20 protein-coding genes and 7 tRNA genes are annotated in these 23,988 nt (G+C 57.5%); 9 read left to right on the top strand and 18 right to left on the bottom strand.

Going from position 1 to position 23,988, the window contains the following annotated elements:
* Entirely contained in the window at window positions 1-1,437 is a 1,437-nt protein-coding gene (miaB, locus tag PVE98_RS14100; RefSeq protein ID WP_033751793.1) for a tRNA (N6-isopentenyl adenosine(37)-C2)-methylthiotransferase MiaB, read from the bottom strand.
* Window positions 1,438-1,650: 213 nt separating this feature from the next.
* Here miaB and ubiF point away from each other — a divergent pair, with 213 nt between their 5' ends.
* Window positions 1,651-2,823 (top strand): 3-demethoxyubiquinol 3-hydroxylase, encoded by a 1,173-nt coding sequence (ubiF, locus tag PVE98_RS14095; protein ID WP_033751791.1) that lies wholly within the window; start codon window positions 1,651-1,653, stop codon window positions 2,821-2,823.
* Window positions 2,824-3,188: 365 nt separating this feature from the next.
* Here ubiF and PVE98_RS14090 read toward each other — a convergent pair.
* The 12 genes from PVE98_RS14090 to nagB all read right to left on the bottom strand — a co-directional run bounded on the left by PVE98_RS14090 (window position 3,189) and on the right by nagB (window position 10,034).
* Window positions 3,189-3,263 (bottom strand) — tRNA-Gln (locus PVE98_RS14090).
* A 26-nt stretch (window positions 3,264-3,289) separates the two neighbouring features.
* A tRNA-Gln gene (locus PVE98_RS14085) sits at window positions 3,290-3,364 on the bottom strand.
* Window positions 3,365-3,370: 6 nt separating this feature from the next.
* Window positions 3,371-3,447 (bottom strand) — tRNA-Met (locus tag PVE98_RS14080).
* Window positions 3,448-3,473: 26 nt separating this feature from the next.
* Window positions 3,474-3,548 (bottom strand) — tRNA-Gln (locus PVE98_RS14075).
* A gap of 34 nt (window positions 3,549-3,582) precedes the next feature.
* A tRNA-Gln gene (locus PVE98_RS14070) sits at window positions 3,583-3,657 on the bottom strand.
* Window positions 3,658-3,678: 21 nt separating this feature from the next.
* Window positions 3,679-3,763 (bottom strand) — tRNA-Leu (locus PVE98_RS14065).
* 8 nt (window positions 3,764-3,771) lie between these two features.
* Window positions 3,772-3,848: transfer RNA gene (locus tag PVE98_RS14060), tRNA-Met, on the bottom strand.
* A gap of 216 nt (window positions 3,849-4,064) precedes the next feature.
* A complete protein-coding gene (asnB, locus tag PVE98_RS14055) occupies window positions 4,065-5,732 on the bottom strand; it encodes an asparagine synthase B (RefSeq protein ID WP_096072786.1) in 1,668 nt (555 codons plus the stop codon).
* 294 nt (window positions 5,733-6,026) lie between these two features.
* Window positions 6,027-6,779 carry an HAD-IIA family hydrolase gene (locus PVE98_RS14050; RefSeq protein ID WP_033751787.1) on the bottom strand — a complete coding sequence of 251 codons (753 nt, stop codon included), beginning with the start codon at window positions 6,777-6,779 and terminating at the stop codon, window positions 6,027-6,029.
* Between the two features lie 20 nt (window positions 6,780-6,799).
* Window positions 6,800-8,020: an N-acetylglucosamine repressor gene (locus PVE98_RS14045; RefSeq protein ID WP_096072787.1), complete on the bottom strand. Its 1,221-nt coding sequence runs from the start codon at window positions 8,018-8,020 to the stop codon at window positions 6,800-6,802.
* 7 nt (window positions 8,021-8,027) lie between these two features.
* The gene (gene nagA / locus PVE98_RS14040) at window positions 8,028-9,176 is read right to left on the bottom strand and encodes an N-acetylglucosamine-6-phosphate deacetylase (RefSeq protein WP_096072788.1); all 1,149 of its coding nucleotides are present in this window, start codon (window positions 9,174-9,176) and stop codon (window positions 8,028-8,030) included.
* Between the two features lie 57 nt (window positions 9,177-9,233).
* Window positions 9,234-10,034 carry a glucosamine-6-phosphate deaminase gene (gene nagB / locus PVE98_RS14035; RefSeq protein ID WP_033751778.1) on the bottom strand — a complete coding sequence of 267 codons (801 nt, stop codon included), beginning with the start codon at window positions 10,032-10,034 and terminating at the stop codon, window positions 9,234-9,236.
* A gap of 332 nt (window positions 10,035-10,366) precedes the next feature.
* On the opposite strand from nagB, the gene nagE reads away from it, so the two are divergent.
* From nagE to PVE98_RS14020, 3 genes are all read left to right on the top strand, one after another.
* Window positions 10,367-12,397: an N-acetylglucosamine-specific PTS transporter subunit IIBC gene (gene nagE, locus PVE98_RS14030; protein ID WP_096072789.1), complete on the top strand. Its 2,031-nt coding sequence runs from the start codon at window positions 10,367-10,369 to the stop codon at window positions 12,395-12,397.
* A 162-nt stretch (window positions 12,398-12,559) separates the two neighbouring features.
* A complete protein-coding gene (gene glnS, locus PVE98_RS14025) occupies window positions 12,560-14,227 on the top strand; it encodes a glutamine--tRNA ligase (RefSeq protein ID WP_033751771.1) in 1,668 nt (555 codons plus the stop codon).
* A gap of 236 nt (window positions 14,228-14,463) precedes the next feature.
* Window positions 14,464-14,859, top strand: a complete 396-nt coding sequence (locus PVE98_RS14020; RefSeq protein ID WP_096072790.1) for a hypothetical protein — start codon at window positions 14,464-14,466, stop codon at window positions 14,857-14,859.
* Between the two features lie 59 nt (window positions 14,860-14,918).
* Here the strand turns inward: PVE98_RS14020 and fur are convergent, their stop codons facing one another.
* From fur to ybfF, 4 genes are all read right to left on the bottom strand, one after another.
* Window positions 14,919-15,362, bottom strand: a complete 444-nt coding sequence (gene fur, locus PVE98_RS14015) for a ferric iron uptake transcriptional regulator (RefSeq protein ID WP_033751764.1) — start codon at window positions 15,360-15,362, stop codon at window positions 14,919-14,921.
* A 354-nt stretch (window positions 15,363-15,716) separates the two neighbouring features.
* Complete coding sequence (fldA, locus tag PVE98_RS14010) at window positions 15,717-16,247, bottom strand: flavodoxin FldA (protein ID WP_033751762.1); 531 nt, start codon at window positions 16,245-16,247, stop codon at window positions 15,717-15,719.
* 134 nt (window positions 16,248-16,381) lie between these two features.
* Window positions 16,382-16,657, bottom strand: a complete 276-nt coding sequence (gene ybfE / locus PVE98_RS14005) for a LexA regulated protein (RefSeq protein ID WP_033751760.1) — start codon at window positions 16,655-16,657, stop codon at window positions 16,382-16,384.
* A 155-nt stretch (window positions 16,658-16,812) separates the two neighbouring features.
* Complete coding sequence (gene ybfF / locus PVE98_RS14000; protein WP_033751757.1) at window positions 16,813-17,577, bottom strand: esterase; 765 nt, start codon at window positions 17,575-17,577, stop codon at window positions 16,813-16,815.
* A gap of 250 nt (window positions 17,578-17,827) precedes the next feature.
* Here ybfF and seqA point away from each other — a divergent pair, with 250 nt between their 5' ends.
* Together seqA and pgm are read left to right on the top strand one after the other, a co-directional pair.
* Window positions 17,828-18,379, top strand: coding sequence for a replication initiation negative regulator SeqA (seqA, locus tag PVE98_RS13995; RefSeq protein WP_033751754.1), 552 nt, complete (start codon window positions 17,828-17,830; stop codon window positions 18,377-18,379).
* 25 nt (window positions 18,380-18,404) lie between these two features.
* A complete protein-coding gene (gene pgm / locus PVE98_RS13990; RefSeq protein ID WP_033751752.1) occupies window positions 18,405-20,045 on the top strand; it encodes a phosphoglucomutase (alpha-D-glucose-1,6-bisphosphate-dependent) in 1,641 nt (546 codons plus the stop codon).
* Window positions 20,046-20,326: 281 nt separating this feature from the next.
* Here the strand turns inward: pgm and kdpE are convergent, their stop codons facing one another.
* On the bottom strand, window positions 20,327-21,001 hold the full coding sequence (gene kdpE, locus PVE98_RS13985) for a two-component system response regulator KdpE (protein ID WP_033751947.1): 675 nt from the start codon (window positions 20,999-21,001) through the stop codon (window positions 20,327-20,329).
* A gap of 233 nt (window positions 21,002-21,234) precedes the next feature.
* Here kdpE and PVE98_RS13980 point away from each other — a divergent pair, with 233 nt between their 5' ends.
* From PVE98_RS13980 to phrB, 3 genes are all read left to right on the top strand, one after another.
* Window positions 21,235-21,435: a DUF2517 family protein gene (locus PVE98_RS13980; protein ID WP_033751749.1), complete on the top strand. Its 201-nt coding sequence runs from the start codon at window positions 21,235-21,237 to the stop codon at window positions 21,433-21,435.
* Between the two features lie 161 nt (window positions 21,436-21,596).
* Window positions 21,597-22,553, top strand: a complete 957-nt coding sequence (locus tag PVE98_RS13975) for a 2-thiouracil desulfurase family protein (protein ID WP_096072791.1) — start codon at window positions 21,597-21,599, stop codon at window positions 22,551-22,553.
* 1 nt (window position 22,554) lies between these two features.
* Window positions 22,555-23,982, top strand: a complete 1,428-nt coding sequence (gene phrB, locus PVE98_RS13970; RefSeq protein ID WP_096072792.1) for a deoxyribodipyrimidine photo-lyase — start codon at window positions 22,555-22,557, stop codon at window positions 23,980-23,982.
* Window positions 23,983-23,988: the final 6 nt, after the last annotated feature.

Raw genomic sequence — 23,988 nt, 5'->3', positions numbered from 1 at the left:
TCAAGGCTGGAAGGTGCCGACGCCGATCTCGTTCTCTTTGCGCGTGCGCGCGATAACTGATGCCGGGCTTTCTACGATGCGCAGGCCCATCTCATCTTCGGTGCGCACTACTTTGCCGCGCAGCGAGTTGGTGTAGACGTCGACGATCTCCACATCGACGAACTTACCGATCATCTCCGGCGAACCTTCGAAGTTGACCACGCGGTTGGTTTCGGTACGGCCCGACAGCTCCATCACGTTTTTACGCGAGGTGCCTTCCACCAGAATGCGCTGCACCGTGCCGAGCATACGGCGGCTCCAGGCCATCGCCTGCTGGTTGATGCGATCCTGCAGGATATAGAGGCGCTGCTTTTTCTCTTCTTCCGAGACGTCGTCCGGCAGATCCGCCGCCGGCGTGCCGGGACGCGCGGAGTAGATAAAGCTGAAGCTCATGTCGAAGTTGACGTCGGCGATCAGCTTCATGGTCTGTTCGAAGTCCTGCTGGGTTTCACCCGGGAAGCCGATGATAAAGTCGGAGCTGATCTGGATATCCGGGCGCGCAGCGCGCAGCTTGCGGATAATCGCTTTGTACTCCAGCGCGGTATGGGCGCGCTTCATCAGCGTCAGAATGCGGTCCGCGCCGCTCTGTACCGGCAGGTGCAGGAAGCTTACCAGTTCAGGCGTGTCGCGGTAGACCTCGATGATGTCGTCGGTGAATTCGATCGGATGGCTGGTGGTGAAGCGAATGCGGTCGATGCCGTCAATGGCGGCCACCAGGCGCAGCAGTTCGGCAAAGGTGCAGATTTCGCCGTCGAAGGTCGCGCCGCGATAGGCGTTGACGTTCTGGCCGAGCAGGTTGACTTCACGCACGCCCTGCGCCGCCAGCTGTGCGATCTCCAGCAGGATGTCGTCGCAGGGACGGCTAACCTCTTCGCCGCGCGTATAGGGCACGACGCAGAAAGTGCAGTATTTGTTACAGCCTTCCATGATGGAGACGAAGGCGGTGGGGCCTTCCGCGCGCGGTTCCGGCAGACGGTCGAATTTTTCGATTTCCGGGAAGCTGATATCCACGACCGGGCTTTTGCTGCCGCGCACGCTGTTGATCATTTCCGGCAGACGATGCAGGGTTTGCGGGCCGAATACGATATCCACATAGCTGGCGCGCTGGCGAATATGATCCCCTTCCTGCGACGCCACGCAGCCGCCGACACCGATAATCAAATCAGGGTTGCGCTCTTTTAAGTTTTTCCAGCGTCCAAGCTGGTGGAAAACTTTTTCCTGCGCCTTTTCGCGAATTGAGCAGGTGTTGAGCAGCAGAATGTCTGCCTCTTCAGCTTCCTCGGTCAGCGTGTAGCCGTGGGTGCTGTTCAGCAGGTCAGCCATCTTGGATGAATCGTACTCATTCATCTGACAGCCCCAGGTTTTGATATGCAGTTTTTTCATTGTCGAACTAGCCATTGATTCAGTGCAGTGAGGTGCAGGGCGCGTATTGTAATGCTTTGACGCTGTTGTGACCAGCGCATAGCCGCCATACTTCGCATATCTGCGGCGCGAGCGACGATCCGTCTCTTGTCGGGCAGGCCATTTCTGCCGCCAGGGCGTTTTTCCGGTACACTTTGCGCCAGTTATCCCGCTTTTTGCGGCGGGTAGAGATTCAGAAGGAGATGAGCAATGCAGGATAACCGCTTTGATGTGGTGGTGGTGGGCGGCGGCATGGTCGGCGCCGCGCTGGCGTGCGGTCTGGCGCTTCAGCAGTTTCGCGTCGCGGTGGTGGAGCGCGCGGCGCCTGCGCCTTTTGACGCCGACAGCGATCCCGACGTGCGTATCTCCGCCATCGGCAGCGCCTCGGCGGGTCTGCTGAAGCAGCTCGACGTCTGGCCGCGCGTGCAGGCGATGCGCTGCGCGCCCTATCGCAAGCTGGAAACCTGGGAGTGGCAGACGGCTCACGTCAGTTTCGACGCCGCGTCGCTCGGCCTGCCGGAGCTGGGTTTTATGGTCGAAAATAGTGTGTTGCAGCGCGCGCTGTGGGAAAGAATGGAGCAGCTCGGTATTACGCTGCGCTGTCCCGCGACGCTCGCAGGTTTACAGCAGGAGAATGGCGGCTGGCGGCTCGATCTCAACGATGGCGAAGCGCTGCATGCCCGGCTGGTGGTCGGCGCCGACGGCGCCAACTCGCAGGTACGGCAGATGGCGGGCATCGGCATCGACGGCTGGAGCTATGCGCAATCCTGTTTGCTGATTAGCGTGACCTGCGAGCACCCGGCGGGCGACGCGACCTGGCAGCAGTTTACGCCGCAGGGGCCGCGCGCTTTTCTGCCGCTGTATGATAATCGCGCCTCGCTGGTGTGGTATGACGCGCCGGCGCGCATTCGTCAGCTGCAGGCGATGCCGCTGCCGCAGCTGGAGAAAGAGATCGCCGCGACTTTCCCGGCGCGGCTGGGCCGTTTTAAAGCGCATGCGGCGGGCGGTTTTCCGCTGGTGCGCCGTCATGCGCAGCGCTATGTGCTGCCTGGGCTGGCGTTGATCGGCGATGCGGCGCATACCATTAATCCGCTGGCGGGGCAGGGCGTTAATCTGGGCTATCGCGATGTAGACGCGCTGGTGGATGTGCTGGTGGAGGCGCGCGCTAACGCGCAGGAGTGGGCGTCCGAGAATGTGCTGCGTCGTTATCAGTCACAGCGTCGTCGCGATAATCTATTGATGCAGGGCGGGATGGATCTGTTCTATTTCGCCTTTAGCAATCGGCTGCCGCCGCTGAAGTTCGCCCGCAATCTGGGGCTGATGGCCGCGGAGCGTTCGGGCGCGCTGAAGCGCAAGGTGCTGCGCTACGCGCTGGGATTGTAGGTAAGAGGTAGGCGCGGCTGCGGTCTTTGGGGCCGAAGAGCAGAGTGTTAAGTACTTGAGAACAGGTGTGGCTGTGGTATCCGTGCGCGGCCACAGAGGGGCTCCCCGATCGCAAAGTCGCTGTTCGTCATCCATGACCGCTCGGCCCGCGCGATTACGCACCTCATCCCTGAGGTGCGCCCGTAAACGGGCCAACGCGTTGCGTTGTTCAAAAACGCTCCCGGCGTTTTTGTCCTTGCGCGGGACGCTTTGCTCTTCGGGAAGCGCCTCTGTGACCGGACTTAACAGCAGTGTTGCTGTTTTAAAGCAAAAGTGACCAGACGACAAAAACAACAAAGCCCGCAAAAGCGGGCCTGTTGTCAATTTGGCTGGGGTGCAGGGATTCGAACCCCGGAATGCCGGAATCAGAATCCGGTGCCTTACCGCTTGGCGACACCCCAATAGTGTCTTTTCAAATTGTCTTGTATGGCTGGGGTACGAGGATTCGAACCTCGGAATGCCGGAATCAGAATCCGGTGCCTTACCGCTTGGCGATACCCCAATAATTTGGTGGCTACGACGGGATTTGAACCTGTGACCCCATCATTATGAGTGATGTGCTCTAACCAGCTGAGCTACGTAGCCAAATGTACTGCTTACTGCACCCGATGTGGCTGGGATACCTGGATTCGAACCAGGGAATGCCGGTATCAAAAACCGGTGCCTTACCGCTTGGCGATATCCCATTCGTCGACTCGTATCCACGAGAGCGCATCGGATTGGCTGGGGTACCTGGATTCGAACCAGGGAATGCCGGTATCAAAAACCGGTGCCTTACCGCTTGGCGATACCCCATCCGGCTGCCGAAGACTGAAATGGTGCGGGAGGCGAGACTTGAACTCGCACACCTTGCGGCGCCAGAACCTAAATCTGGTGCGTCTACCAATTTCGCCACTCCCGCAAAAAAGATGGTGGCTACGACGGGATTTGAACCTGTGACCCCATCATTATGAGTGATGTGCTCTAACCAGCTGAGCTACGTAGCCATCTTTTTTCGCGTTACCTTCATCGGCGTTGCGGGGCGCATTATGCGTATTGAGCTCTGGAGCGTCAACACATTTTTTGTCGATTTTCGCCTCCGCGCGCCTGTTTGTCTGGCTTGTAACCAGGGTGGCGAATTATTCGGCAGGTTTTGATCGTAACCACATCAAAGCTAAAAAAAAGGGGCCCCGCAAGGCCCATTTTGTTATGGCTTATTTTGCTTATTTATAAGCGGACTGATGCACGCCCACCGCGCGACCTGAAGGATCGTCCATCGATTTGAACGCTTCGTCCCACTCAATTGCTTTAGCGGAGGAGCAGGCGACCGACGGACCGCCCGGCACGCACTCCGCCGCGCTCGGCAGCGGGAACAGCTCTTCAAAAATTTCGCGATAGAGGTAGCCCTCTTTCGACGCCGGCGTGTTGTACGGGAAGCGGAAGTGCGCGGTCGCCAGCTGCTGATCGCTGACCTGCTGCGCCGCGACCTCTTTCAGCGTATCGATCCAGCTGTAGCCTACGCCGTCAGAGAACTGCTCTTTCTGGCGCCAGGCGACGCTTTCCGGCAGATATGAGGAGAAGCATTCGCGCAGGATATGTTTTTCCATCTTGCCGTTGCTGCCGCACATTTTGTCCTGCGGGTTGATGCGCATCGCCACGTCGAGGAATTTCTTGTCGAGGAAAGGCACGCGCGCTTCCACGCCCCAGGCGGACATCGCTTTGTTGGCGCGCGCGCAGTCGTACATATGCAGCGCCATCAGCTTGCGCACGTTCTCTTCATGAAACTCTTTGGCGTTCGGTGCCTTATGGAAGTAGAGGTAGCCGCCGAACACTTCGTCCGCGCCTTCGCCGGAGAGCACCATCTTAATACCCATCGCCTTGATTTTACGCGACATCAGGTACATCGGCGTCGAGGCGCGAATGGTGGTGACGTCGTAGGTTTCGATGTGATAGATCACATCGCGAATCGCATCCAGCCCTTCCTGCACGGTAAAGTGAATCTCGTGATGCACCGTGCCCAGATGTTCAGCCACCGCTTTCGCCGCTTTCAAATCCGGCGAGCCCTCCAGGCCGACCGCGAACGAGTGCAGCTGCGGCCACCAGGCGTCGCTCTTGTCCTGATCTTCGACGCGTTTCGCGGCGAAGCGTTTGGTTACCGCCGAGATGATCGAGGAGTCCAGACCGCCGGAGAGCAGCACGCCGTACGGCACGTCCGACATCAGATGGCTTTTCACCGACTCTTCCAGCGCATGCTTCAGGCCCGCCGCATCGGTGACGTTATGTTCTACCGCGGCGTACTCCATCCAGTCGCGCTGCCAGTAGCGACGAATTTCGCCGTCGGTGCTGGAGAGATAGCTTCCCGGCGGGAACTCTTTAATCGAGCGGCACACCGGTACCAGCGCTTTCATTTCCGACGCGACAAACAGGTTGCCGTGTTCGTCGTTGCCCATATAGAGCGGGATGATGCCGATATGGTCGCGGCCGATCAGGTACTGCTGCTTCGCGCTGTCCCACAGGATAAAAGCGAACATGCCTTCGAGATCGTCGAGGAAGTCGACCCCTTTTTCCTGATAGAGCGCCAGAATGACTTCGCAGTCGGAGCCGGTCTGAAACTGGTAGCGATCGCTCAGCTCGGCGCGCAACGCCTGATGGTTGTAAATCTCGCCGTTAACCGCCAGAACATGGGTGTGATCGGCGTTGTACAGCGGCTGGGCGCCGTTGTTGACGTCGACGATAGACAGACGTTCATGCGCGAGAATCGCTTTATCGTCGGCATACACGCCGGACCAGTCCGGTCCGCGATGACGCATCAGGCGAGAACTCTCCAGCGCTTTTTTACGCAGATCAATCGGATCGCTTTTCAGATCCAACACACCAAAAATAGAACACATATTCTGACTCCTGAGCTCGCCTGTCGGCGATGTTATCGTTGCCTTGTCCGGCAGCCAGCGGCTGCGTGATGTATAAGAAAATGCGCTATTTCATGCAGTCAATGCAAGCATATTCACCTTTTACTGATAAAAAGATTGTTGCTGAGGCTTTTAATTTGAATAATGTTCAATTTAAAGCGCGTTTCATTAACGGATCGGCAATGGATAGCCAAATATGACTAAAAAATAGTCAAGTTAGAGAGGGCTTCAGGGGAAAAAGCGGCCGCCTGACGTCAGGCGGCGCGAAGAGAGCGATTAAAAGAGATCGATATCGGCGACAGAAGGGTAGATCCAGTCGGGACGGAAGGGCATGGCGTCGATATCGCTCAGCGTCGAGACGCCGGAGAGCACCAGAATGGTTTCCAGACCAGCCTGAAAGCCGGCCAAGATGTCGGTGCGCAGGTTGTCGCCGACGATCACCGTCTCCTCGGAGTGAGCCTGCATTTTATTCAGCGCGGCGCGCATGATGTAGGGGCTAGGCTTGCCGACGTAAAACGGGCGACGGCCGGAGATCTTTTCGATGCCGGCGCAGAGGGCGCCGCAGGCGGGCACAAAGCCGCGCGCGTGGGTATCGGGGTTGGTGGCGATAAAGCGCGCGCCGCTGGCGACGAAAAAGGCGGCCTTATGCATCATCTCCCAGTTGAAGGAGCGCGTCTCGCCGACGATCACGAAATCGGGATTGACGTCGGTAATGGTAAAGCCCGCTTTATAGAGTTCATGGATCAGCGCGCCTTCACCAATCACGTAGGCTTTTTTACCTTCCTGACGACGCAGGAAATCGGCGGTCGCCATCGCGGAGGTATAAAACACCGAGTCGGGCACCTCGACGCCGGCGTTGGCGAAGCGGTTCGCCAGATCCTGCGCGGTCTGCGAAGGATAGTTGGTCAGCACCACCAGCGGCATCTCTTTTTGCAGGATGCGCTGCAGAAACTCCTGCGCGCCGGGCACGGCGGTGTTGTCGTGCATTAACACGCCGTCAATGTCGCAAATTACGCTTTTTATCGTCATAGGTTCAGTCCGGGTGGCGTTTACTCTTCCAGTAAATGTTGCAGCAGAATGCCGTTGAGCATAGCGCGTTTTGCCAGCGCAAAGGCGCCTATCGCCGATCGATGATCGAGCTCGGAACGCACCACCGGCAGATTTTTGCGGAAGGCGTTGAGCGCTTGCGTGTTGATACAGCCTTCAATAGCGGGGAACAGCACTTTCTCGGCGTCGGTGATTTCGCCCGCCAGCACCACTTTCTGCGGGTTGAACAGGTTAATCGCAATGGCAATCGCTTTGCCCAGATAACGTCCGACATATTCAATCACTTCACAGGCCAGCGCGTCGCCCTGGTTGGCCGCTTTGCAAATCTGCGCCATCTGGCAGGCGTCCTGCGTCAGCACGCTGGGGTAGCCCTGGCTGAGCAGATGGCGCACGCGGTTTTCAATCGCGCCGTTAGCGGCGATGGTTTCCAGACAGCCAAAATTGCCGCAGTGGCAGCGTTCGCCAAGCGGATCGACCTGAATATGGCCGATTTCGCCTACGTTGCCGTTGCTGCCGAGAAAAATATGACCGTTGGCGATTATGCCGGCGCCGGTGCCGCGATGGAGCCGCACCAGAATCGAGTCGGCGCAGTCGCGGCTTGCACCAAAGTAGTGCTCAGCCAGCGCCAGGCTGCGGATATCGTGACCGACGAAGCTGGTGACCTTAAAGCGATTTTGCAGGCCGGCCACCAGCGGCCAGTGGCTGACGGCGATATGGGGCATATAGCGGATAACGCCATTTATCGGATCGACCAGGCCGGGCAGAATCACCGAGATGGCGATGAGCTCGCGGATTTTACGCTGGTGGGTGTCGATAAAGCTGTCGATAGCGGCGAACAGCGCATGCTCCAGCGTCTCCTGCGTGCGCTCCGGCAGCGCATAATCCTCCTGCGCCAGCGATTTGCCGCTGAGATCGAACAGCGTCAGGGTGGCGTCATGGCGGCCGAGCCGCACGCCGATGGCGTGGAAATTGCGCGTTTCGGTTACGATGGAGATAGCGCGGCGACCGCCGGTGGACGCCTGTTGATCCACCTCTTTGATCAGCCCGCGCTCAATGAGCTGGCGAGTAATTTTAGTGACGCTGGCGGGCGCAAGCTGACTGAGTTCGGCAATCTGAATGCGCGAAATAGGGCCCTGCTGGTCAATCAGCCGGTAAACGGCCGCGCTATTGAGTTGCTTGACAAGATCGACATTTCCTATTTGTGTCTGGCCGCCAGTGGTCATTCAGTGCTTACTCGCTCAGGACGTCGTCTCCGTTGACAAACGTCTTAGTGATCTTGAAATCACGCGTAAAAACAGTGAGGTTGGCGACTTTTCCCGCTTCGACCGTGCCCAGCTGTTTTTCCACGCCCATTGCCTGCGCCGGAAAGAGCGTCGCCATGCGCAGTGCTTCATCCAGCGCGATACCGACATGTTCGACGGCGTTGCGCACCGATTCAATCATCGTAATCGCAGAGCCGCTCAGGGTGCCGTTCTCGTCCACGCACAGGCCATTGCGATAGTATATTGTTTTGCCAGCGAAAATGAATTTATCAATTTCGGCGCCTGCGGGCGCGGTGGCGTCGGTGACCAGCACCAGCTTATTGCCTTTAATACGTTTCGCGTTGCGTACGTTAGCGTAATGGACGTGCAATCCATCTGCAATAATGCCGCAATAAACATCCGGCGCATCGAACAGCGCGCCGATCAGGCCCGGCTCGCGTCCGGCGAAAGCGGGCATGGCGTTATAGAGATGGGTAGCGAAGGTCACGCCCGCGCGGAAGCCCGCTTTGGCTTCGTCATAGGTGGCGTTGGAGTGGCCGGCGGAGACGATGATGCCCGCCTGCGTTAGCTGACGGATCACTGCGTCGCCGGCGTTTTCCGGCGCCAGCGTCACCTTGGTAATGACGTCGGCGTTATCACACAGATAGCGCACCAGCGCCGGATCGGGCAGGCGGATGAGATCGGGATTATGGGTGCCTTTTTTGGCTTTATTCAGCCAGGGGCCTTCCAGATGCAGGCCGAGCGCCTGATGTTGATGCTTGCGTTTATAGGCGCGCATCGTGTCGATGGCGCGCTTCATCAGCTCGTCGCTGCTGGTGATCAGCGTGGGCAGAAAGCTGGTGCAGCCTGACTTTTCATTGGCGCGCTGCATAATTTCCAGCGTCTCGACGCTCAGGGCGTCAATGTCGTCGTTGAACTGCACGCCGCCGCAGCCGTTCAGCTGTAAATCAATAAAGCCGGGAGCGATCAGCGCGCCTGAAACGTCGCGCAGCGCGATATCGGCTGGCAGCGCGTCGCGCGGACAGACGCGTTCGATCAGCCCATCGGCGATAACCACCGCGTGGTTATCCAGAATTTCATGACCGGTATAAATTCGGCCGTTAACTAATGCGTACATCGTGGTTCTCCCGGCTGAGCCCGCCAGAGCCTCGCGGCGGGCATTTACAACATCGTCTTACACGCCTTTCATATTTTCCGCTTCCATTTCGCGGAAATATTTAACGGTTTTCACTTTCAGTTCCATGGTGGCGGGTTCGTCGCATACCACCACCGATTTCGCATGCAGCTGCAGGCAGCTGATGGTCCACATATGGTTGACGTTGCCTTCTACGGCGGCCTGCAGCGCCTGCGCTTTGACATGGCCGGTCACCAGAATCATCACCTCTTCCGCATCCAGCAGCGTGCCGACGCCGACGGTCAGCGCATATTTCGGCACCTGATCCACATCGCCGTTGAAGAAGCGCGAGTTCGCCACGCGGGTATCGTGCGTCAGCGTTTTGATGCGGGTGCGCGAGGCGAGGGAAGAGGCCGGTTCGTTAAAGGCGATATGGCCGTCGTTGCCGACGCCGCCCATAAACAGGTGAATTTTGCCCAGCGCGCGAATCTTCTCTTCATACTGGCGACATTCTGCGTCAATATCTGGCGCATTGCCATTCAGAAGATTGATATTTTCTGGTTGAATATCAACGTGATCGAAAAAGTTGCGGTACATGAAGCTGTGATAGCTTTCCGGGTGCTCTTTCGGCAGGCCGACATATTCGTCCATATTGAACGTCACTACATGCTTAAAGCTGACCTGGCCCGCTTTGTGCATCTCGATAAGATGCTTGTAAGCTTCCAGCGGCGTGCCGCCCGTCGGCAGACCCAGCACGAAGGGACGATCCGCGGTAGGGTTAAAAGCATTGATACGGTTGACGATATGACGGGCTGCCCATTTACCGACCTGCGTAGGGGTAGCCAAAGGAATAAGTCGCATGTTTCACCTCATTCTGAGAAAAGAAAAGGGGACGACGCGCCCATCGCGGCGGTCATTATCACATTAAAGCCGTGAGACCGTTTCAGCTCGCGATCGCTGCGTCTTGATATTTTTCATCATAAAATAAGTTAGGGTCGTTCGCCAGACGTCTCGGCAGTTAATGGTGCTTTTTGGTGATAATTATCACAGAAGAGACGCGTATAATTTGCGAGGCGAATTAATTTGTCATTACACTGCGCAACGTGAAGTGTAGTGTCAATCAACCCCTGCGGCTGACAATAAAAAGCAAGCGGCGCAGGGCGACAAGCCAGTCTCATAGGGGGAAAGGACAAATGTTAGGTTACTTACAGAAGGTTGGCCGCGCGCTGATGGTGCCGGTAGCGACCCTGCCGGCAGCGGCGATATTAATGGGGGTCGGCTACTGGCTCGATCCGGACGCCTGGGGCGCAAGCAACGCGCTCGCCGCGCTGCTGATAAAATCGGGCGCGGCCATTATTGAGCATATGTCCGTACTCTTTGCTATCGGCGTGGCTTATGGGCTGTCAAAAGATAAAGATGGCGCAGCGGCGCTGACCGGCTTCGTCGGTTTTCTGGTGGTGACGACGCTCTGCTCGCCGGCTGCCGTATCGATGATCCAAAAAATACCGCTGGATCAGGTGCCCGCCGCCTTTGGCAAAATCGAAAACCAGTTTGTCGGCATCATGGTGGGCATTATCTCCGCGGAGGTCTATAACCGCTTTAGCCATGTCGAACTGCCGAAGGCGCTCTCTTTCTTCAGCGGACGCCGCCTGGTGCCTATCCTCGTCTCATTCCTGATGATCGCGGTTGCCTTCATTCTGATGTATATCTGGCCGCTGATCTTTAACGGACTGGTGAGCTTTGGCGAACATATTCAGAAGCTGGGCTCGGTCGGCGCGGGCGTCTACGCCTTCTTTAACCGTCTGCTGATCCCGGTCGGCCTGCATCATGCGCTTAACTCGGTGTTCTGGTTCGACGTCGCGGGCATCAACGATATTCCTAAATTCCTCGGCGGCGCGCAGTCAATCGCTAACGGCACCGGCATTGTCGGCATCACGGGACGCTATCAGGCGGGCTTCTTCCCGATCATGATGTTCGGCCTGCCTGGCGCGGCGCTGGCGATCTATCACTGCGCGCGACCGGAAAACCGCGTTAAAGTCGGCAGCATCATGCTGGCCGCGGCCTTCGCGGCCTTCTTCACCGGCATTACCGAGCCGCTAGAGTTCTCCTTTATGTTCGTCGCGCCGGTGCTTTACGTCATCCACGCGGTGCTGACCGGCATCTCGGTATTTATCGCCGCCAGCATGCACTGGATCGCCGGCTTCGGCTTTAGCGCCGGTCTGGTGGATATGGTGCTGTCGAGCCGCAACCCGCTGGCGACCCACTGGTGGATGCTGATCCCGCAGGGCATCGTCTTCTTTGCGCTCTACTATGTGGTATTCCGCTTCACGATTAAGAAGTTCAACCTGATGACGCCGGGCCGCGAGCTGGCGGTGGCGGGCGACGAAACGGACGGCTACGACGTTAACGTCGACACAACCGACAACGGCGAGAGCGCGACCGAATCGCTGGCGCGTCGCTATATCGGCGCCGTCGGCGGCTCCGATAACCTGACCGGCATCGACGCCTGTATCACGCGTCTGCGTCTCAACGTAAAAGACTCGGCGCAGGTCAATGAGTCCGTTGCCAAACATCTGGGCGCGTCCGGCGTTATCCGCCTGAATAAACAGAGCGTGCAGGTGATTGTCGGCACCCAGGCGGAAAGCATCGCCACCGCAATGAAAAAAGTGCTGACAAAAGGGCCGGTCGCCTCGGCGGGCGGCGCTTCAGCAGCGCCTGCCGCGCCAGCGGCAAAACCGCAGGCCGTGCTGAATCGCGAGACCAAAACCATTGTGACGCTGATGGCGCCGGTGAGCGGCGAAGTAGTCGCGCTGGAGGTGGTGCCTGACGAAGCCTTCGCCAGCAAGGCGGTAGGCGAAGGGCTGGCGATCAAGCCGAGCGGTAAAACCGTGGTGGCGCCGGTTGCCGGCACCGTGGTGAAGATCTTCGACACCAACCATGCTTTCTGTCTGGAAACCAGCAGCGGCGTCGAAATTGTGGTGCATATGGGCCTCGACACCGTGGCGCTGGGCGGCAAAGGCTTTACCCGCCTGGTGGAAGAGGGCGCAACGGTCGCGGCGGGTCAGCCGGTGCTGGAGATGGATCTTGATTTCCTTAACGGCAACGCACGTTCGATGATCAGTCCGGTGGTCGTCAGCAACAGCGAAGATTTCGCCGGGCTGACGCTGCTGGCGACCGGCACGGTAGTAGCTGGCGAAACCCCGCTTTACGAGGTAAAAGGCTAAGCCCCTAACCGCATCGCCATAAAAAAAGCAGGCAGGAAGCGATTCCTGCCTTTTTTCGTTTTATCGCCTTAACAAACCGGTTGTTTCCCTTCGACGCTTTGTGGATCATACTCCGTTACTTCGTGGTACAAACCACCCGCTATACGTATTGAGGATTGAGAGATGAGTGAGGCTGAAGCCCGCCCAACTAACTTTATTCGTCAGATCATCGACGAAGATTTGGCGAGCGGCAAGCACAGTAGCGTGCATACCCGTTTTCCGCCTGAGCCCAATGGCTATCTGCATATCGGCCATGCTAAATCGATCTGCCTGAACTTCGGCATCGCTCAGGACTATCAGGGGCAGTGCAACCTGCGTTTCGACGATACCAACCCGGTTAAAGAGGATATGGAGTTCGTCGAGTCCATCAAGCGCGACGTGCAATGGCTGGGCTTTGAGTGGAGTGGTGACGTTCGTTATTCCTCAGATTACTTCGATCAGCTTTATCACTACGCGGTTGAACTGATCAATAAAGGTCTGGCCTATGTCGACGAGCTGACGCCGGAAGAGATCCGCGAATATCGCGGTACCCTGACCGCGCCGGGCAAAAACAGCCCCTATCGCGACCGCAGCGTCGAAGAGAACCTGGCGCTGTTCGAAAAAATGCGCAACGGCGAATTCGCCGAGGGTAAAGCCTGCCTGCGCGCCAAAATCGATATGGCGTCCAGCTTTATCGTGATGCGCGATCCGGTGCTCTACCGCATTAAGTTCGCCGAGCATCACCAGACCGGCAAAAAGTGGTGCATCTATCCGATGTACGACTTTACCCACTGCATCTCCGATGCGCTGGAAAACATTACCCATTCGCTCTGTACGCTGGAGTTCCAGGATAACCGTCGCCTCTATGACTGGGTGCTGGATAACATCTCTATACCGGTGCATCCGCGCCAGTATGAGTTTTCGCGTCTTAACCTCGAATATGCGGTGATGTCGAAGCGCAAGCTGACGCAGCTGGTCAGCGAAAACGTAGTGGAAGGCTGGGACGATCCGCGCATGCTGACCGTATCGGGCCTGCGCCGTCGCGGCTACACCGCCGCCTCGATCCGCGAGTTCTGCCGCCGTATCGGCGTTACCAAACAGGATAACGTGGTCGAGATGGCGTCGCTGGAATCCTGCATTCGCGACGATCTGAACGAAAACGCGCCGCGCGCCATGGCGGTGCTCGATCCGCTGAAAGTGGTGATTGAGAACCTGCCGGCCGGCCATAACGAAATCATCACCATGCCGAATCATCCGAACAAGCCGGAGATGGGCACCCGCGAAGTGCCGTTTGGCCGTGAAGTCTGGATCGATCGCGCTGACTTCCGCGAAGAAGCCAATAAGCAGTACAAGCGACTGGTGCTGGGCAAAGAGGTACGCCTGCGCAACGCTTACGTGATCCGCGCCGAGCGCGTGGCAAAAGATGAAGAGGGGAATATCACCTGCATCTACTGCACCTGCGACGTCGATACCCTGAGCAAAGATCCGGCTGACGGCCGCAAGGTGAAAGGCGTGATCCACTGGGTCTCCGCCGACCATGCGCTGCCGGCGGAATTCCGCCTTTACGATCGCCTGTTCAGCGTGCCGAATCCAGGCGCGGAAGAGGATTTCCTGACCACCATCAACCCGAATTCGCTGGAAATTCGTCAGGGATTCGTCGAGCCAGGTTTGCAGAACGCCAGCCCGGAAGCGCCTTACCAGTTTGAGCGTGAAGGCTACTTCTGTGCCGACAGCCACTATTCGCGTCCGAACCAGCTGGTGTTTAACCGCACCGTGGGTCTGCGCGATACCTGGGCGAAAATCGGCGATTAAATTTTTGCATTAACGGCATGATAAAATTACTACAGGGCGAGCAATCGCCCTTTTTTATATCTGCAATTAGCTGCAAGGCAATTTTTTGTTCTGTAACAAATGATTACCGCTTGTCTGACCAGTCTGGGAGTTGTCTGAGTTAACGAAAATTAATCAATTTCCAGATGTGAATTTCGTTTTTTCAGGTAGGCTATTCGCTCTTTGAAGAGGCTATGCGGGCATAAAAAGGAAAAATGATGACGGCTCTTGGTCAGGAAGCAAAACACAGCGTGGTAGTTTTACATCAGTTAATCGAACGTATATTCAATCAGCCTTCAGGCGAAGACGATACCTTCGAACTGCTGCTTTCGCACTTCCATCCCGATTTCCGCATGGTCACGCCGCAGGGTCGGCTGCTCGATTTGAATCAAACGGAAGAGTTGTTTCGTCAGCTACAGGGGCGTCGCGAAGGCATGCGCATCGCCACCAGCGAACACGCGGTAATCTCTCAGGGCAAAGATGAGGTCACTATTCAGTATCGCGAGCTGCAGATGATTAACGGCAGCGATCAGGCGCGCATCTCGCTGGCGATCCTCGACTGCACCACGTCGATTCCCCGCTGGCGCTATCTGCACGAAACGCTGGTCGGCTGACGGCATAAAAAAAGCCGGTACACAGACCGGCTTATAGAATTACTGCATAGCACACATCTTTACTGATCGTGGAGCGTTTCGTCTTCGCGGCAATCGCCCAGCGAGCAGTGTCCATAGAGATAGAGGCTGTGGTTCGTCAGCTTGATGCCGTGGCGGGTAGCAATATCTCGCTGGCGCGATTCGATTGATTCGTCGCTAAATTCGATAACTTTACCGCAGTCGAGGCAGATCAGGTGATCGTGATGATGCTGCTGGGTCAGTTCGAAAACCGATTTTCCGCCTTCGAAGTTATGACGCGTCACGATGCCCGCATCGTCAAACTGGTTCAGTACGCGATAAACGGTAGCCAGACCAATCTCTTCGCCCATATCAATCAGGCGTTTATACAGATCTTCCGCGCTGACGTGATGGCACTGAGGTTCCTGAAGCACTTCCAGAATTTTAAGTCTGGGCAGCGTGACTTTCAGGCCAGCCTTCTTTAATGCGGTGTTGTTGTCAGTCATGCGGATATTGTCCTGTTACTTTGCTGGTTACTTGAGGCGCCTTGCCTTGAATGTCGTTCGGTGTCTATTCTCATTTGCGTCTCATTATAGAGGTGAAGTTTTGAAATGAAAACCGAGGGAAACGCCTGAAATCAACACGGGCTGTAAGAAGATGCGTAACGGCGCCGGGCGGAGAAATGCAGGAGGTTCGTTATCATCTCGCTAACTTCCTGACCTCGCGGAAGAAATAAGCAGATAACCGATGTGGGTATTGTACAGAATCAGAGATAAAAGTTAAAAATCTGTAGCTATTATTTCTATAGGAAAAACCATTAACTCAATGTGAGCCAGCGCCCACATTGAGTATGTGGGTAATCAGGCTTCGATGATCGCCTGCAGCTGCAGCTCATCGGAAATCTGCTTAACCCAGGCCTCGACGCGCTGATTGGTCAGTTCCGGCTGACGATCTTCGTCAATCGCCAGGCCGAGGAAGTGCTTGTCGTCCGCCAGACCTTTAGAGGCTTCGAAATGGTAGCCTTCGGTCGGCCAGTGGCCGACGATCACCGCGCCGTTCGGCTCGATAATGTCGCGAATGGTGCCCATCGCGTCGCAGAAATATTCCGCATAGTCTTCCTGATCGCCGCAGCCGAAAAGCGCGACCAGCTTGCCGTTGAAATCGATCTCTTCCAGCGTCGGGAAGAAGTCGTCCCAGTCGCACTGCGCTTCGCCGTAGTACCAGGTCGGAATGCCCAGCAGCAGGATATCGAACGCCTCGAGATCTTCTTTCGTGCTCTTGGCAATGTCATGCACTTCCGCAACCTCTTTGCCCAGTTGTTTCTGGATCATTTTTGCAATGTTTTCGGTGTTGCCGGTATCGCTGCCAAAGAAGATGCCTACGATTGCCATGGGGTAAATAACCTCTTAAATCCTGATAATGAGTGCATGCGCAGAGCGCACAATTAAGCGAATGATAGCAGAGCGGGCAAAAGGGCGGAACTCGAAAAGCCGCTCCATTTGCTTCTGCGTGCGCTTTGCGCTATTCAGCCCAGTTTGAGTTGCGCCAGCAGCATTTGTTCAATCAGTTCGCTGCGGCTGATATTGCGCTGCTCAGCCAGGGTGTTTAACGCATCCACGGCTTCGCTGGTCATTTTGAGTTCGACACGACGCAGCCCGCGCACTTTGTCACGTTTCAGTTGATTGCGCTTATTGATGCGCAGCTGTTCATCACGCGAGAGCGGACTGGTTTTCGGTCGACCGGGCCGACGCTCGTTTGCAAACAGATCCAGCGTAGTGCGGTCAGTGTGTTCTTTTGCCATGGGTTAGTAAAACTAGCGGCGCGAGCAGGCGCGTTTATAACGAAATGGGCCATTGCCGCGGCAAAAAAATGAGCAGCGGCAAAATTTAGCGCGCCATCATACTCCAGCCGAAGTGATGACGCCAATGCTAAACCGCGAACGGCAAGCTTTTGCTTTTAAAGCGCAAAAAAGCGGCGGACGCTGCGCAATACGGCATCAGGTTTCTCGGCGTGCACCCAGTGGCCGGCGCCGCTGATGACGTGCGCATGCGCGGCGGGAAACTGACGTAGCAGCGCGTCGCGATGCTGGTTGTCGAGATAGGGCGAGTCGCCGCCGCGTATAAAGAGCGCGGGATGCGGCCAGGGCGGCACCGCTTCCCAGCCAGATATTGTAGCGTAATTTTCCCATAGCGCCGGAACGTTGAAGCGCCACTCGCCATCCTGAAACGATTTGAGAATAAACTGGATGACGCCTTCTTCCTTTATATGAGCACGCATCACCTGCGCGGCCTCGCTGCGCTGGCGCACGCCCGCGTCGCTAACGGCACGGATGGCGGCGAAAATCTCGTCGTGGCGTCGCGTCTGATAATCTACCGGCGCGATGTCGATCATCACCAGCCTCTCCAGGCGCTGTGGCGCCAGCGCGCTCATCGCCATGGCGATTTTTCCGCCCATTGAGTGGCCGATAACGGCGACGCGATCGATCTGGTGCGCATCCAGGGTGTCGAGCATATCCTGCGCCATGGCGCGATAGCTCATCTCGTCGGCGCGCGGCGACAGGCCGTGGTTGCGCACATCTACCTGTATCAGCGGGCCCGCGTCTTTCAGGCCGCGCGCCAGCACGCCGAGGTTATCCAGACTGCCGAACAGGCCGTGAATAAACAGGATGGGCAAGGAAGCAGCGATTGATTGGTCAGTTTGCAGACGAGCATTTAAAATCATGGCAAAGTTCTTAAGATGGGGACCTTGGGTTAGGTTATCATGCTTTCACCTTTCCAGGCGCGACGACACGGCAGGCTTTAGGGCATATTCCGACTTTTGCCGTCTGAGCGTGCGAAGGCTATCAGCCCGCCTGGATTTAACTTTATAATCCTTATGTTAGAACCCGCCTGTCTCGCCAGCAACCGAGCGTTGCAACGGCGTTTTTCAGGCTGGCGTGGTTCTGTCACGAGTCGAAACCGTACGGAAAAAGATGAAAACGATCGAAGTTGACGAAGACCTCTACCGCTATATCGCCAGCCACACGCAACATATCGGCGAGAGCGCCTCTGACATTTTACGGCGGATGCTAAAATTTAATGCCGGTCAAAGTGCGCCTGCGGCAGCGGCGCCGTTAGCCGCTGGCGACGCGGCGCAAAAAACGATCCAGCCTGTGCGCGCGGAAAACCGCCCGCAGGATCGCGTGCGCGCCGTGCGTGAGCTGCTGCTGTCCGACGAATATGCCGAACAGAAGAAAGCGGTTAATCGCTTTATGATGGTTCTTTCAACGCTCTATCGTCTTGATCCTTCGGCGTTTGCTGAAGCCACTGCGTCGCTGCAGGGCCGTACTCGCGTCTATTTTGCGGGCGACGAGCAAACGCTGTTGCAAAATGGCACCCATACTAAGCCGAAGCATGTCCCCGGCACGCCGTACTGGGTGATCACCAATACCAATACCGGCCGTAAATGCAGCATGGTGGAACACATCATGGTCTCAATGCAGTTCCCGCAGGAGCTGGCAGAGAAAGTTTGCGGCACCATTTAAACTGAAGCGTCAGGGAGAAGCGCCAATGGCCAGTCACCCCCGTGCCGGGCAACCCGCCCAGCAGAGCGATTTGATTAACGTTGCACAGTTAACATCACAGTATTATGTCCTGCAGCCCGACGTGGCGAATCCGGACCATGCGGTGAAATTCGGCACCTCCGGGCATCGCGGCAGCGCAGGACGCCAGAGCTTTAACGAGCACCATATTCTGGCGATCGCGCAGGCCATCGCGGAAGAGCGCAAGAAAAACGGCATTACCGGACCCTGCTATGTCGGTAAAGATACGCACGCGCTCTCTGAGCCGGCGATTCTGTCGGTGCTGGAAGTGCTGGCCGCCAACGGCGTAGACGTCATCGTGCAGCAGGACAACGGCTACACGCCGACGCCGGCTATCTCCAACGCTATTCTTGAGCACAACAAGCAGGGCGGCGCGCAGGCGGACGGCATCGTGATTACGCCGTCGCACAACCCGCCGGAAGATGGCGGCATCAAGTACAACCCGCCGAACGGCGGCCCGGCCGACACCAACGTGACCAAAGTGGTCGAAGATCGCGCCAACCAGCTGATTAAAGCGGGCCTGCAAGAGGTCAAACGTCTGCCGCTGGATCAGGCATGGGCAAGCGGCCGCATCGTCGAGAAAGATCTGATCCAGCCTTACGTAGAAGGGCTGGCACAGGTGATCGACTTCGCCGCTATCCAGAAAGCGGGCCTGAAGCTGGGCGTCGATCCGCTGGGCGGCTCCGGCATGGAGTACTGGAAGCGCATCGCCGAGCACTATCAGCTCGATCTGACCATCGTGAACGACGCCATCGACCAGACCTTCCGCTTTATGCATCTGGATAAAGATGGCGTGGTGCGCATGGACTGCTCTTCCGAATGCGCCATGGCGGGCCTGCTGGCCTATAAAGACAAATTCGATCTGGCGTTCGGCAACGACCCGGACTATGACCGTCACGGCATCGTTACGCCGGCGGGCCTGATGAACCCGAACCACTATCTGGCCGTGGCGATCAACTATCTGTTCCAGCATCGTCCGCAGTGGGGCAAAGAGGTCGCCGTCGGTAAAACGCTGGTCTCCAGCGCGATGATCGACCGCGTAGTTAACGATATCGGCCGTAAGCTGGTGGAAGTGCCGGTGGGCTTTAAGTGGTTCGTCGACGGTCTGTTCGACGGCAGCTTCGGCTTCGGCGGCGAAGAGAGCGCGGGTGCCTCTTTCCTGCGTTTCGACGGCTCCGCCTGGTCGACCGATAAAGACGGCATCATTCTCTGCCTGCTGGCGGCGGAAATCACCGCGGTTACCGGCAAAAACCCGCAGCAGCACTACGACGAGCTGGCTGCACGCTTCGGCGCGCCGAGCTACAACCGTCTGCAGGCGCCTGCGACCTCTGCGCAGAAAGCGGCGCTGTCGAAGCTGTCGCCGGAGATGGTCAGCGCCGACACCCTGGCGGGCGATCCGATCACCGCGCGCCTGACGGCGGCGCCGGGCAACGGCGCCTCTATCGGCGGTCTGAAAGTGATGACGGAAAACGGCTGGTTCGCCGCGCGTCCGTCAGGCACCGAAGACGCCTACAAGATCTACTGCGAAAGCTTCCTGGGCGCGGAGCATCGCGCGCAGATCGAGAAAGAAGCGGTAGAGATCGTCAGCGAAGTGCTGAAAAACGCCTGATAATATTGAGCTGGCTGGTAAACCAGAGGGTTTTTCAGGCGGCTCAATAGTCAAAACGCGGATGGTATGGACCGAAGAGCAAAGCGTCCCGCGACAGGGACAAAAACGCCGGGAGCGTTTTTGAACAACGCAGCGCGTTAGCCCGTTTACGGGCGCACATCAGGGATGAGATGCGTAATCGCGCGGGCCGAGCGAGCATGGAGCCATGGACTTTGCGATCGGTCCATGTCATCCGCGTCTGCACAGTGACACAAGCATCAAGCGCCCCCTGGGCGCTTTTTTTATGGCATAAAGCGGTAGCCGATGCCGGTTTCAGTCAGCAGATGCTTCGGCTGCGCCGGATCCGCCTCCAGCTTCTGCCGCAGATGCGCCATATAGATGCGCAGATAGTGGCTGTGCTCCACCGCATTCGGCCCCCAGACCTGACTCAACAGCTGGCGCTGCGTCAGCACCTTCCCGATATTGCTCAGCAGCACGCCCAGCAGACGAAACTCAATCGGCGTCAGATGCACCTCGCGATCGGCGCGCACCACGCGGCGCGCGGCGAGATCGACGCTAACGTCGGCGAAACGGATCACCGGCTCCGGCTGCTGGCCGGGATGACGACGCAGCGCCACGCGCACGCGCGCCAGCAGCTCGCCAATACCGAAAGGCTTGGTCAGATAGTCGTCTGCGCCGACGTCGAGCGCGTCGATCTTATCCTGCTCGTCTACGCGCGCCGACAGCACAATCACCGGCACGGCGCTCCACTGGCGCAGCTCGCGAATAAAGTCGCGTCCGTCGCCGTCCGGCAGGCCCAAATCGAGGATCACCAGATCGGGCTTGCGCGTCGCCGCCTCAATCAGCCCGCGCTGCAGCGTGTCGGCATCAAATACCTTCAGCGCTTCGCCTTCCAGCGCAAGGCGCACAAAGCGCCGGATCTCTTTTTCATCTTCAACGATTAGTACGGTGGCCACGCAGCGGTGCTCCATGCCTGAAAACCTGGCGCTACTGTAGCAGTAAAATATCCGGCTGCGAATTGATCATAAGGCGATCAAGTCTTTAACCATTCTGTAACTTACTTACACTATTATCTGAAGGTGAGTCTTAAAAGCGAAAAATAGTGGTCGGATGAGTAGTAAAATTACACAGGGAAGCGTAATATCTGAGCAAGATCACATTTCAGTCACAGCTCTCAAGGAGGCCAACGATGTATCAAAAGTATCCTGTGTATAAAGTCCTGTTGCGGCGCGCGCTGGTTGTCCTGCTGGGCGTCGCGGCGCTGCCGGTTATGCTGTTTCGCCAGGATCGGGCACGTTTCTACAGCTATCTTCATCGCATGTGGTGCAAAACCAGCGCTAAGCCGGTCTGGCTGGCGCAGAGTGAAGCCGCCGGCGGCGTCTTCTGGTAATCCCGTTGCATCGCAAAAAAGAGCCCGATTCCCCCATCGGGCTTTGTTGTTTCTGAAGCCCCGTCACAGAGAAAAGCCTCTCCAGCCCTGACTTGAGGCTGTTATTCATTCAATTTTCAGCTACACTTAAACCTCTACAAGATTTCGGAGGTTGTACAAGTATGAGCGTAAAAATTCCGCTGGGTATCAGTGCCTGCCTGCTGGGAGAGCAAGTCCGTTTCGACGGCGGTCATAAACGTCTGGCGTTTGCCGTCAACGAGCTTGCGCCCTTTGTACGCTTTGAACCGATCTGCCCCGAAATGGCGATAGGCCTGCCGACGCCGCGTCCGGCGCTGCGGCTGGTAAAGCAGGGCGATGAAGAGATCCATCTCTGCTTCAGCAAAGAGGGCGGCGAAGAGCTGACCCAGCAGATGAACGACTGGTCTGCGGAACGGGTTAAATCGCTGCATCACCTGTGCGGCTATATTCTGTGCGCCAAATCGCCCAGCTGCGGTATGGAGCGCGTGCGCGTCTATGAACCCGACACCAACAATAACCGTAAAGCGGGAATGGGACTGTTCGCCGAAAAACTTAAGGCGGAGCTGCCCTGGCTGCCGGTCGAAGAGGATGGCCGGCTGCACGATCCGGCGCTGCGCGAAAACTTCGTTGGACGCATCTGCGCGCTGCACGAATTTAACCAGATGTGGCGACGCGGGCTTACGCGCGCGCAGCTTATCGCCTTCCACAGCCGCTACAAGCTGCTGATGCTGGCGCATTCGCAGGAGAAATATCGCGAGCTCGGCCCGTTCGTCGCCTCAATGAGCCAGTGGGATTCGCTGGAAGCCTTCGCCTTTGAATACCGTAACCGCATGATGGAACTGCTGTCGCAGCCCGCATCGCGTCGTAACCACACCAACGTGCTGATGCATGCGCAGGGCTATTTCCGCCGTCAGCTTAGCTCGCCGCAGCGTCAGGAGCTGGCAGAGCTGATCGATCGCTATCGCTGCGGCGTGCAGCCGCTGCTGGCGCCGATCACCATGCTTAAGCACTACATGTCGCAGTATCCGCATCCCTGGCTGACGCAGCAGCGCTACTTCGATCCCTACCCGGAGGCGCTGCGCCTGCGCTACGGCCAGTAAGATGCGCACCCATTTAGTCTGGCTGCGTAACGACTTACGCGTGAACGATAATCTGGCGCTGAGCGCCGCCTGCCGCGATCCCGACGCAAAGGTGATCGCGCTGTTTATCGCCACGCCGCAGCAGTGGCGTCAGCACGATATGGCGCCGAAACAGGCGGCTTTTGTCTACGACAGCCTGCTTGAGCTGCAGCAGGCGCTGGCCGATCGCGGCATTACGCTGTTTACGCAGGCGTGCGATGATTTCGCCGCGTCGATCGATTTGCTGAGCGCTTTCTGCGAAAAGCACCGCGTCGATGCGCTGTTTTACAACTACCAGTATGAGCTGAACGAGCGCAGGCGCGACGCCGAGGCGGAAAAGCGCCTCGATAAGGCGGGTGTGATCTGCCAAGGCTTCGACGACAGCCTGCTGCTGCCGCCGGGCAGCGTACAGACCGGCGACGGCAAGATGTACAAAGTCTATACCCCGTTCAGCAAAGCCTTTGTACGGCGGCTGCAGCAGGCGCTGCCGGAGTGCGTCGCTGCGCCGAAAACGCGCGGCGACGGCGCTATTAAGGTTGGCGCCGCGCCAGCGCGTTTTGACTATCCCACCGAAGAGTATGACCGCGAACGCTTCCCGCCGGGCGAGCGTGCGGCGCTGGAGCGGCTGCGTCATTTCGCGCGCCAGCCGATCGTCGACTACAGTACGGCGCGCGATACGCCTGCGGTAGACGGCACCAGCCGCCTCTCGGTCTATCTCGCCACCGGCGTGCTGTCGCCGCGTCAGTGTCTGCATCGCGTGCTGAAAGAGCATCCGCGCGCGCTGGAGGAGAGCAACCTTTTCACCTGGCTCAACGAATTAATCTGGCGCGAGTTTTATCGTCATTTGATGGTCGCGTTTCCGGCGCTTTGCAGGCATCAGCCTTTTGTCGAATGGACGCGCCACGTTGACTGGCAGCGCAACGACGCGCACTTCGCCGCGTGGCAGGCGGGCAAAACCGGCTTTCCCATCGTGGATGCGGCGATGCGGCAGATGAAAGCGCTGGGCTGGATGCATAACCGGCTGCGCATGATCACCGCCAGCTTTCTGGTGAAGGATCTGCTGATCGACTGGCGCGAAGGGGAGCGTTACTTCATGCAAAACCTGATCGACGGCGATCTGGCGGCCAACAACGGCGGCTGGCAGTGGGCGGCGTCGACGGGAACCGATCCGGTGCCGTACTTCCGCATCTTTAACCCAACCACACAGGGCGAACGCTTCGACAGTCAGGGCGAATTTATCCGCCAGTGGCTGCCGGAGCTACAAGAGGTGCCGGACAGCGATATCCATCAGCCGCAGCGCTGGGCAGAGAAAAACCATAAGAGACTCGATTATCCGTTGCCAATCGTGGAACATAAGCAGGCCCGTAAAAAGACATTAGACGCCTTTGTGCGCGCGAAAAACGCAGCCTGAGGCGGC

The sequence above is a fragment of the Pantoea sp. GABEPS69 genome, from assembly GCF_045780835.1.
GTDB lineage: Bacteria > Pseudomonadota > Gammaproteobacteria > Enterobacterales > Enterobacteriaceae > Pantoea > Pantoea septica.
Note: the sequence above shows the minus strand (reverse complement) of the source record. Positions and strands in the feature narration are given on the sequence as shown.

Excerpts from the sequence above, each read along its gene's own strand:
- ybfE (WP_033751760.1), bottom strand. The coding sequence starts at position 16,657 with ATGGCAAAAGAACACACTGACCGCACTACGCTGGATCTGTTTGCAAAC.
- phrB (WP_096072792.1), top strand. The coding sequence starts at position 22,555 with ATGCGCACCCATTTAGTCTGGCTGCGTAACGACTTACGCGTGAACGAT.
- PVE98_RS13980 (WP_033751749.1), top strand. The coding sequence starts at position 21,235 with ATGTATCAAAAGTATCCTGTGTATAAAGTCCTGTTGCGGCGCGCGCTG.
- nagA (WP_096072788.1), bottom strand. The coding sequence starts at position 9,176 with ATGTACGCATTAGTTAACGGCCGAATTTATACCGGTCATGAAATTCTG.
- ybfF (WP_033751757.1), bottom strand. The coding sequence starts at position 17,577 with ATGATTTTAAATGCTCGTCTGCAAACTGACCAATCAATCGCTGCTTCC.
- glnS (WP_033751771.1), top strand. The coding sequence starts at position 12,560 with ATGAGTGAGGCTGAAGCCCGCCCAACTAACTTTATTCGTCAGATCATC.
- PVE98_RS14045 (WP_096072787.1), bottom strand. The coding sequence starts at position 8,020 with ATGACCACTGGCGGCCAGACACAAATAGGAAATGTCGATCTTGTCAAG.
- miaB (WP_033751793.1), bottom strand. The coding sequence starts at position 1,437 with ATGGCTAGTTCGACAATGAAAAAACTGCATATCAAAACCTGGGGCTGT.
- nagE (WP_096072789.1), top strand. The coding sequence starts at position 10,367 with ATGTTAGGTTACTTACAGAAGGTTGGCCGCGCGCTGATGGTGCCGGTA.
- seqA (WP_033751754.1), top strand. The coding sequence starts at position 17,828 with ATGAAAACGATCGAAGTTGACGAAGACCTCTACCGCTATATCGCCAGC.
- nagB (WP_033751778.1), bottom strand. The coding sequence starts at position 10,034 with ATGCGACTTATTCCTTTGGCTACCCCTACGCAGGTCGGTAAATGGGCA.
- fur (WP_033751764.1), bottom strand. The coding sequence starts at position 15,362 with ATGACTGACAACAACACCGCATTAAAGAAGGCTGGCCTGAAAGTCACG.
- fldA (WP_033751762.1), bottom strand. The coding sequence starts at position 16,247 with ATGGCAATCGTAGGCATCTTCTTTGGCAGCGATACCGGCAACACCGAA.
- asnB (WP_096072786.1), bottom strand. The coding sequence starts at position 5,732 with ATGTGTTCTATTTTTGGTGTGTTGGATCTGAAAAGCGATCCGATTGAT.
- pgm (WP_033751752.1), top strand. The coding sequence starts at position 18,405 with ATGGCCAGTCACCCCCGTGCCGGGCAACCCGCCCAGCAGAGCGATTTG.
- ubiF (WP_033751791.1), top strand. The coding sequence starts at position 1,651 with ATGCAGGATAACCGCTTTGATGTGGTGGTGGTGGGCGGCGGCATGGTC.
- PVE98_RS14050 (WP_033751787.1), bottom strand. The coding sequence starts at position 6,779 with ATGACGATAAAAAGCGTAATTTGCGACATTGACGGCGTGTTAATGCAC.
- PVE98_RS13975 (WP_096072791.1), top strand. The coding sequence starts at position 21,597 with ATGAGCGTAAAAATTCCGCTGGGTATCAGTGCCTGCCTGCTGGGAGAG.
- PVE98_RS14020 (WP_096072790.1), top strand. The coding sequence starts at position 14,464 with ATGACGGCTCTTGGTCAGGAAGCAAAACACAGCGTGGTAGTTTTACAT.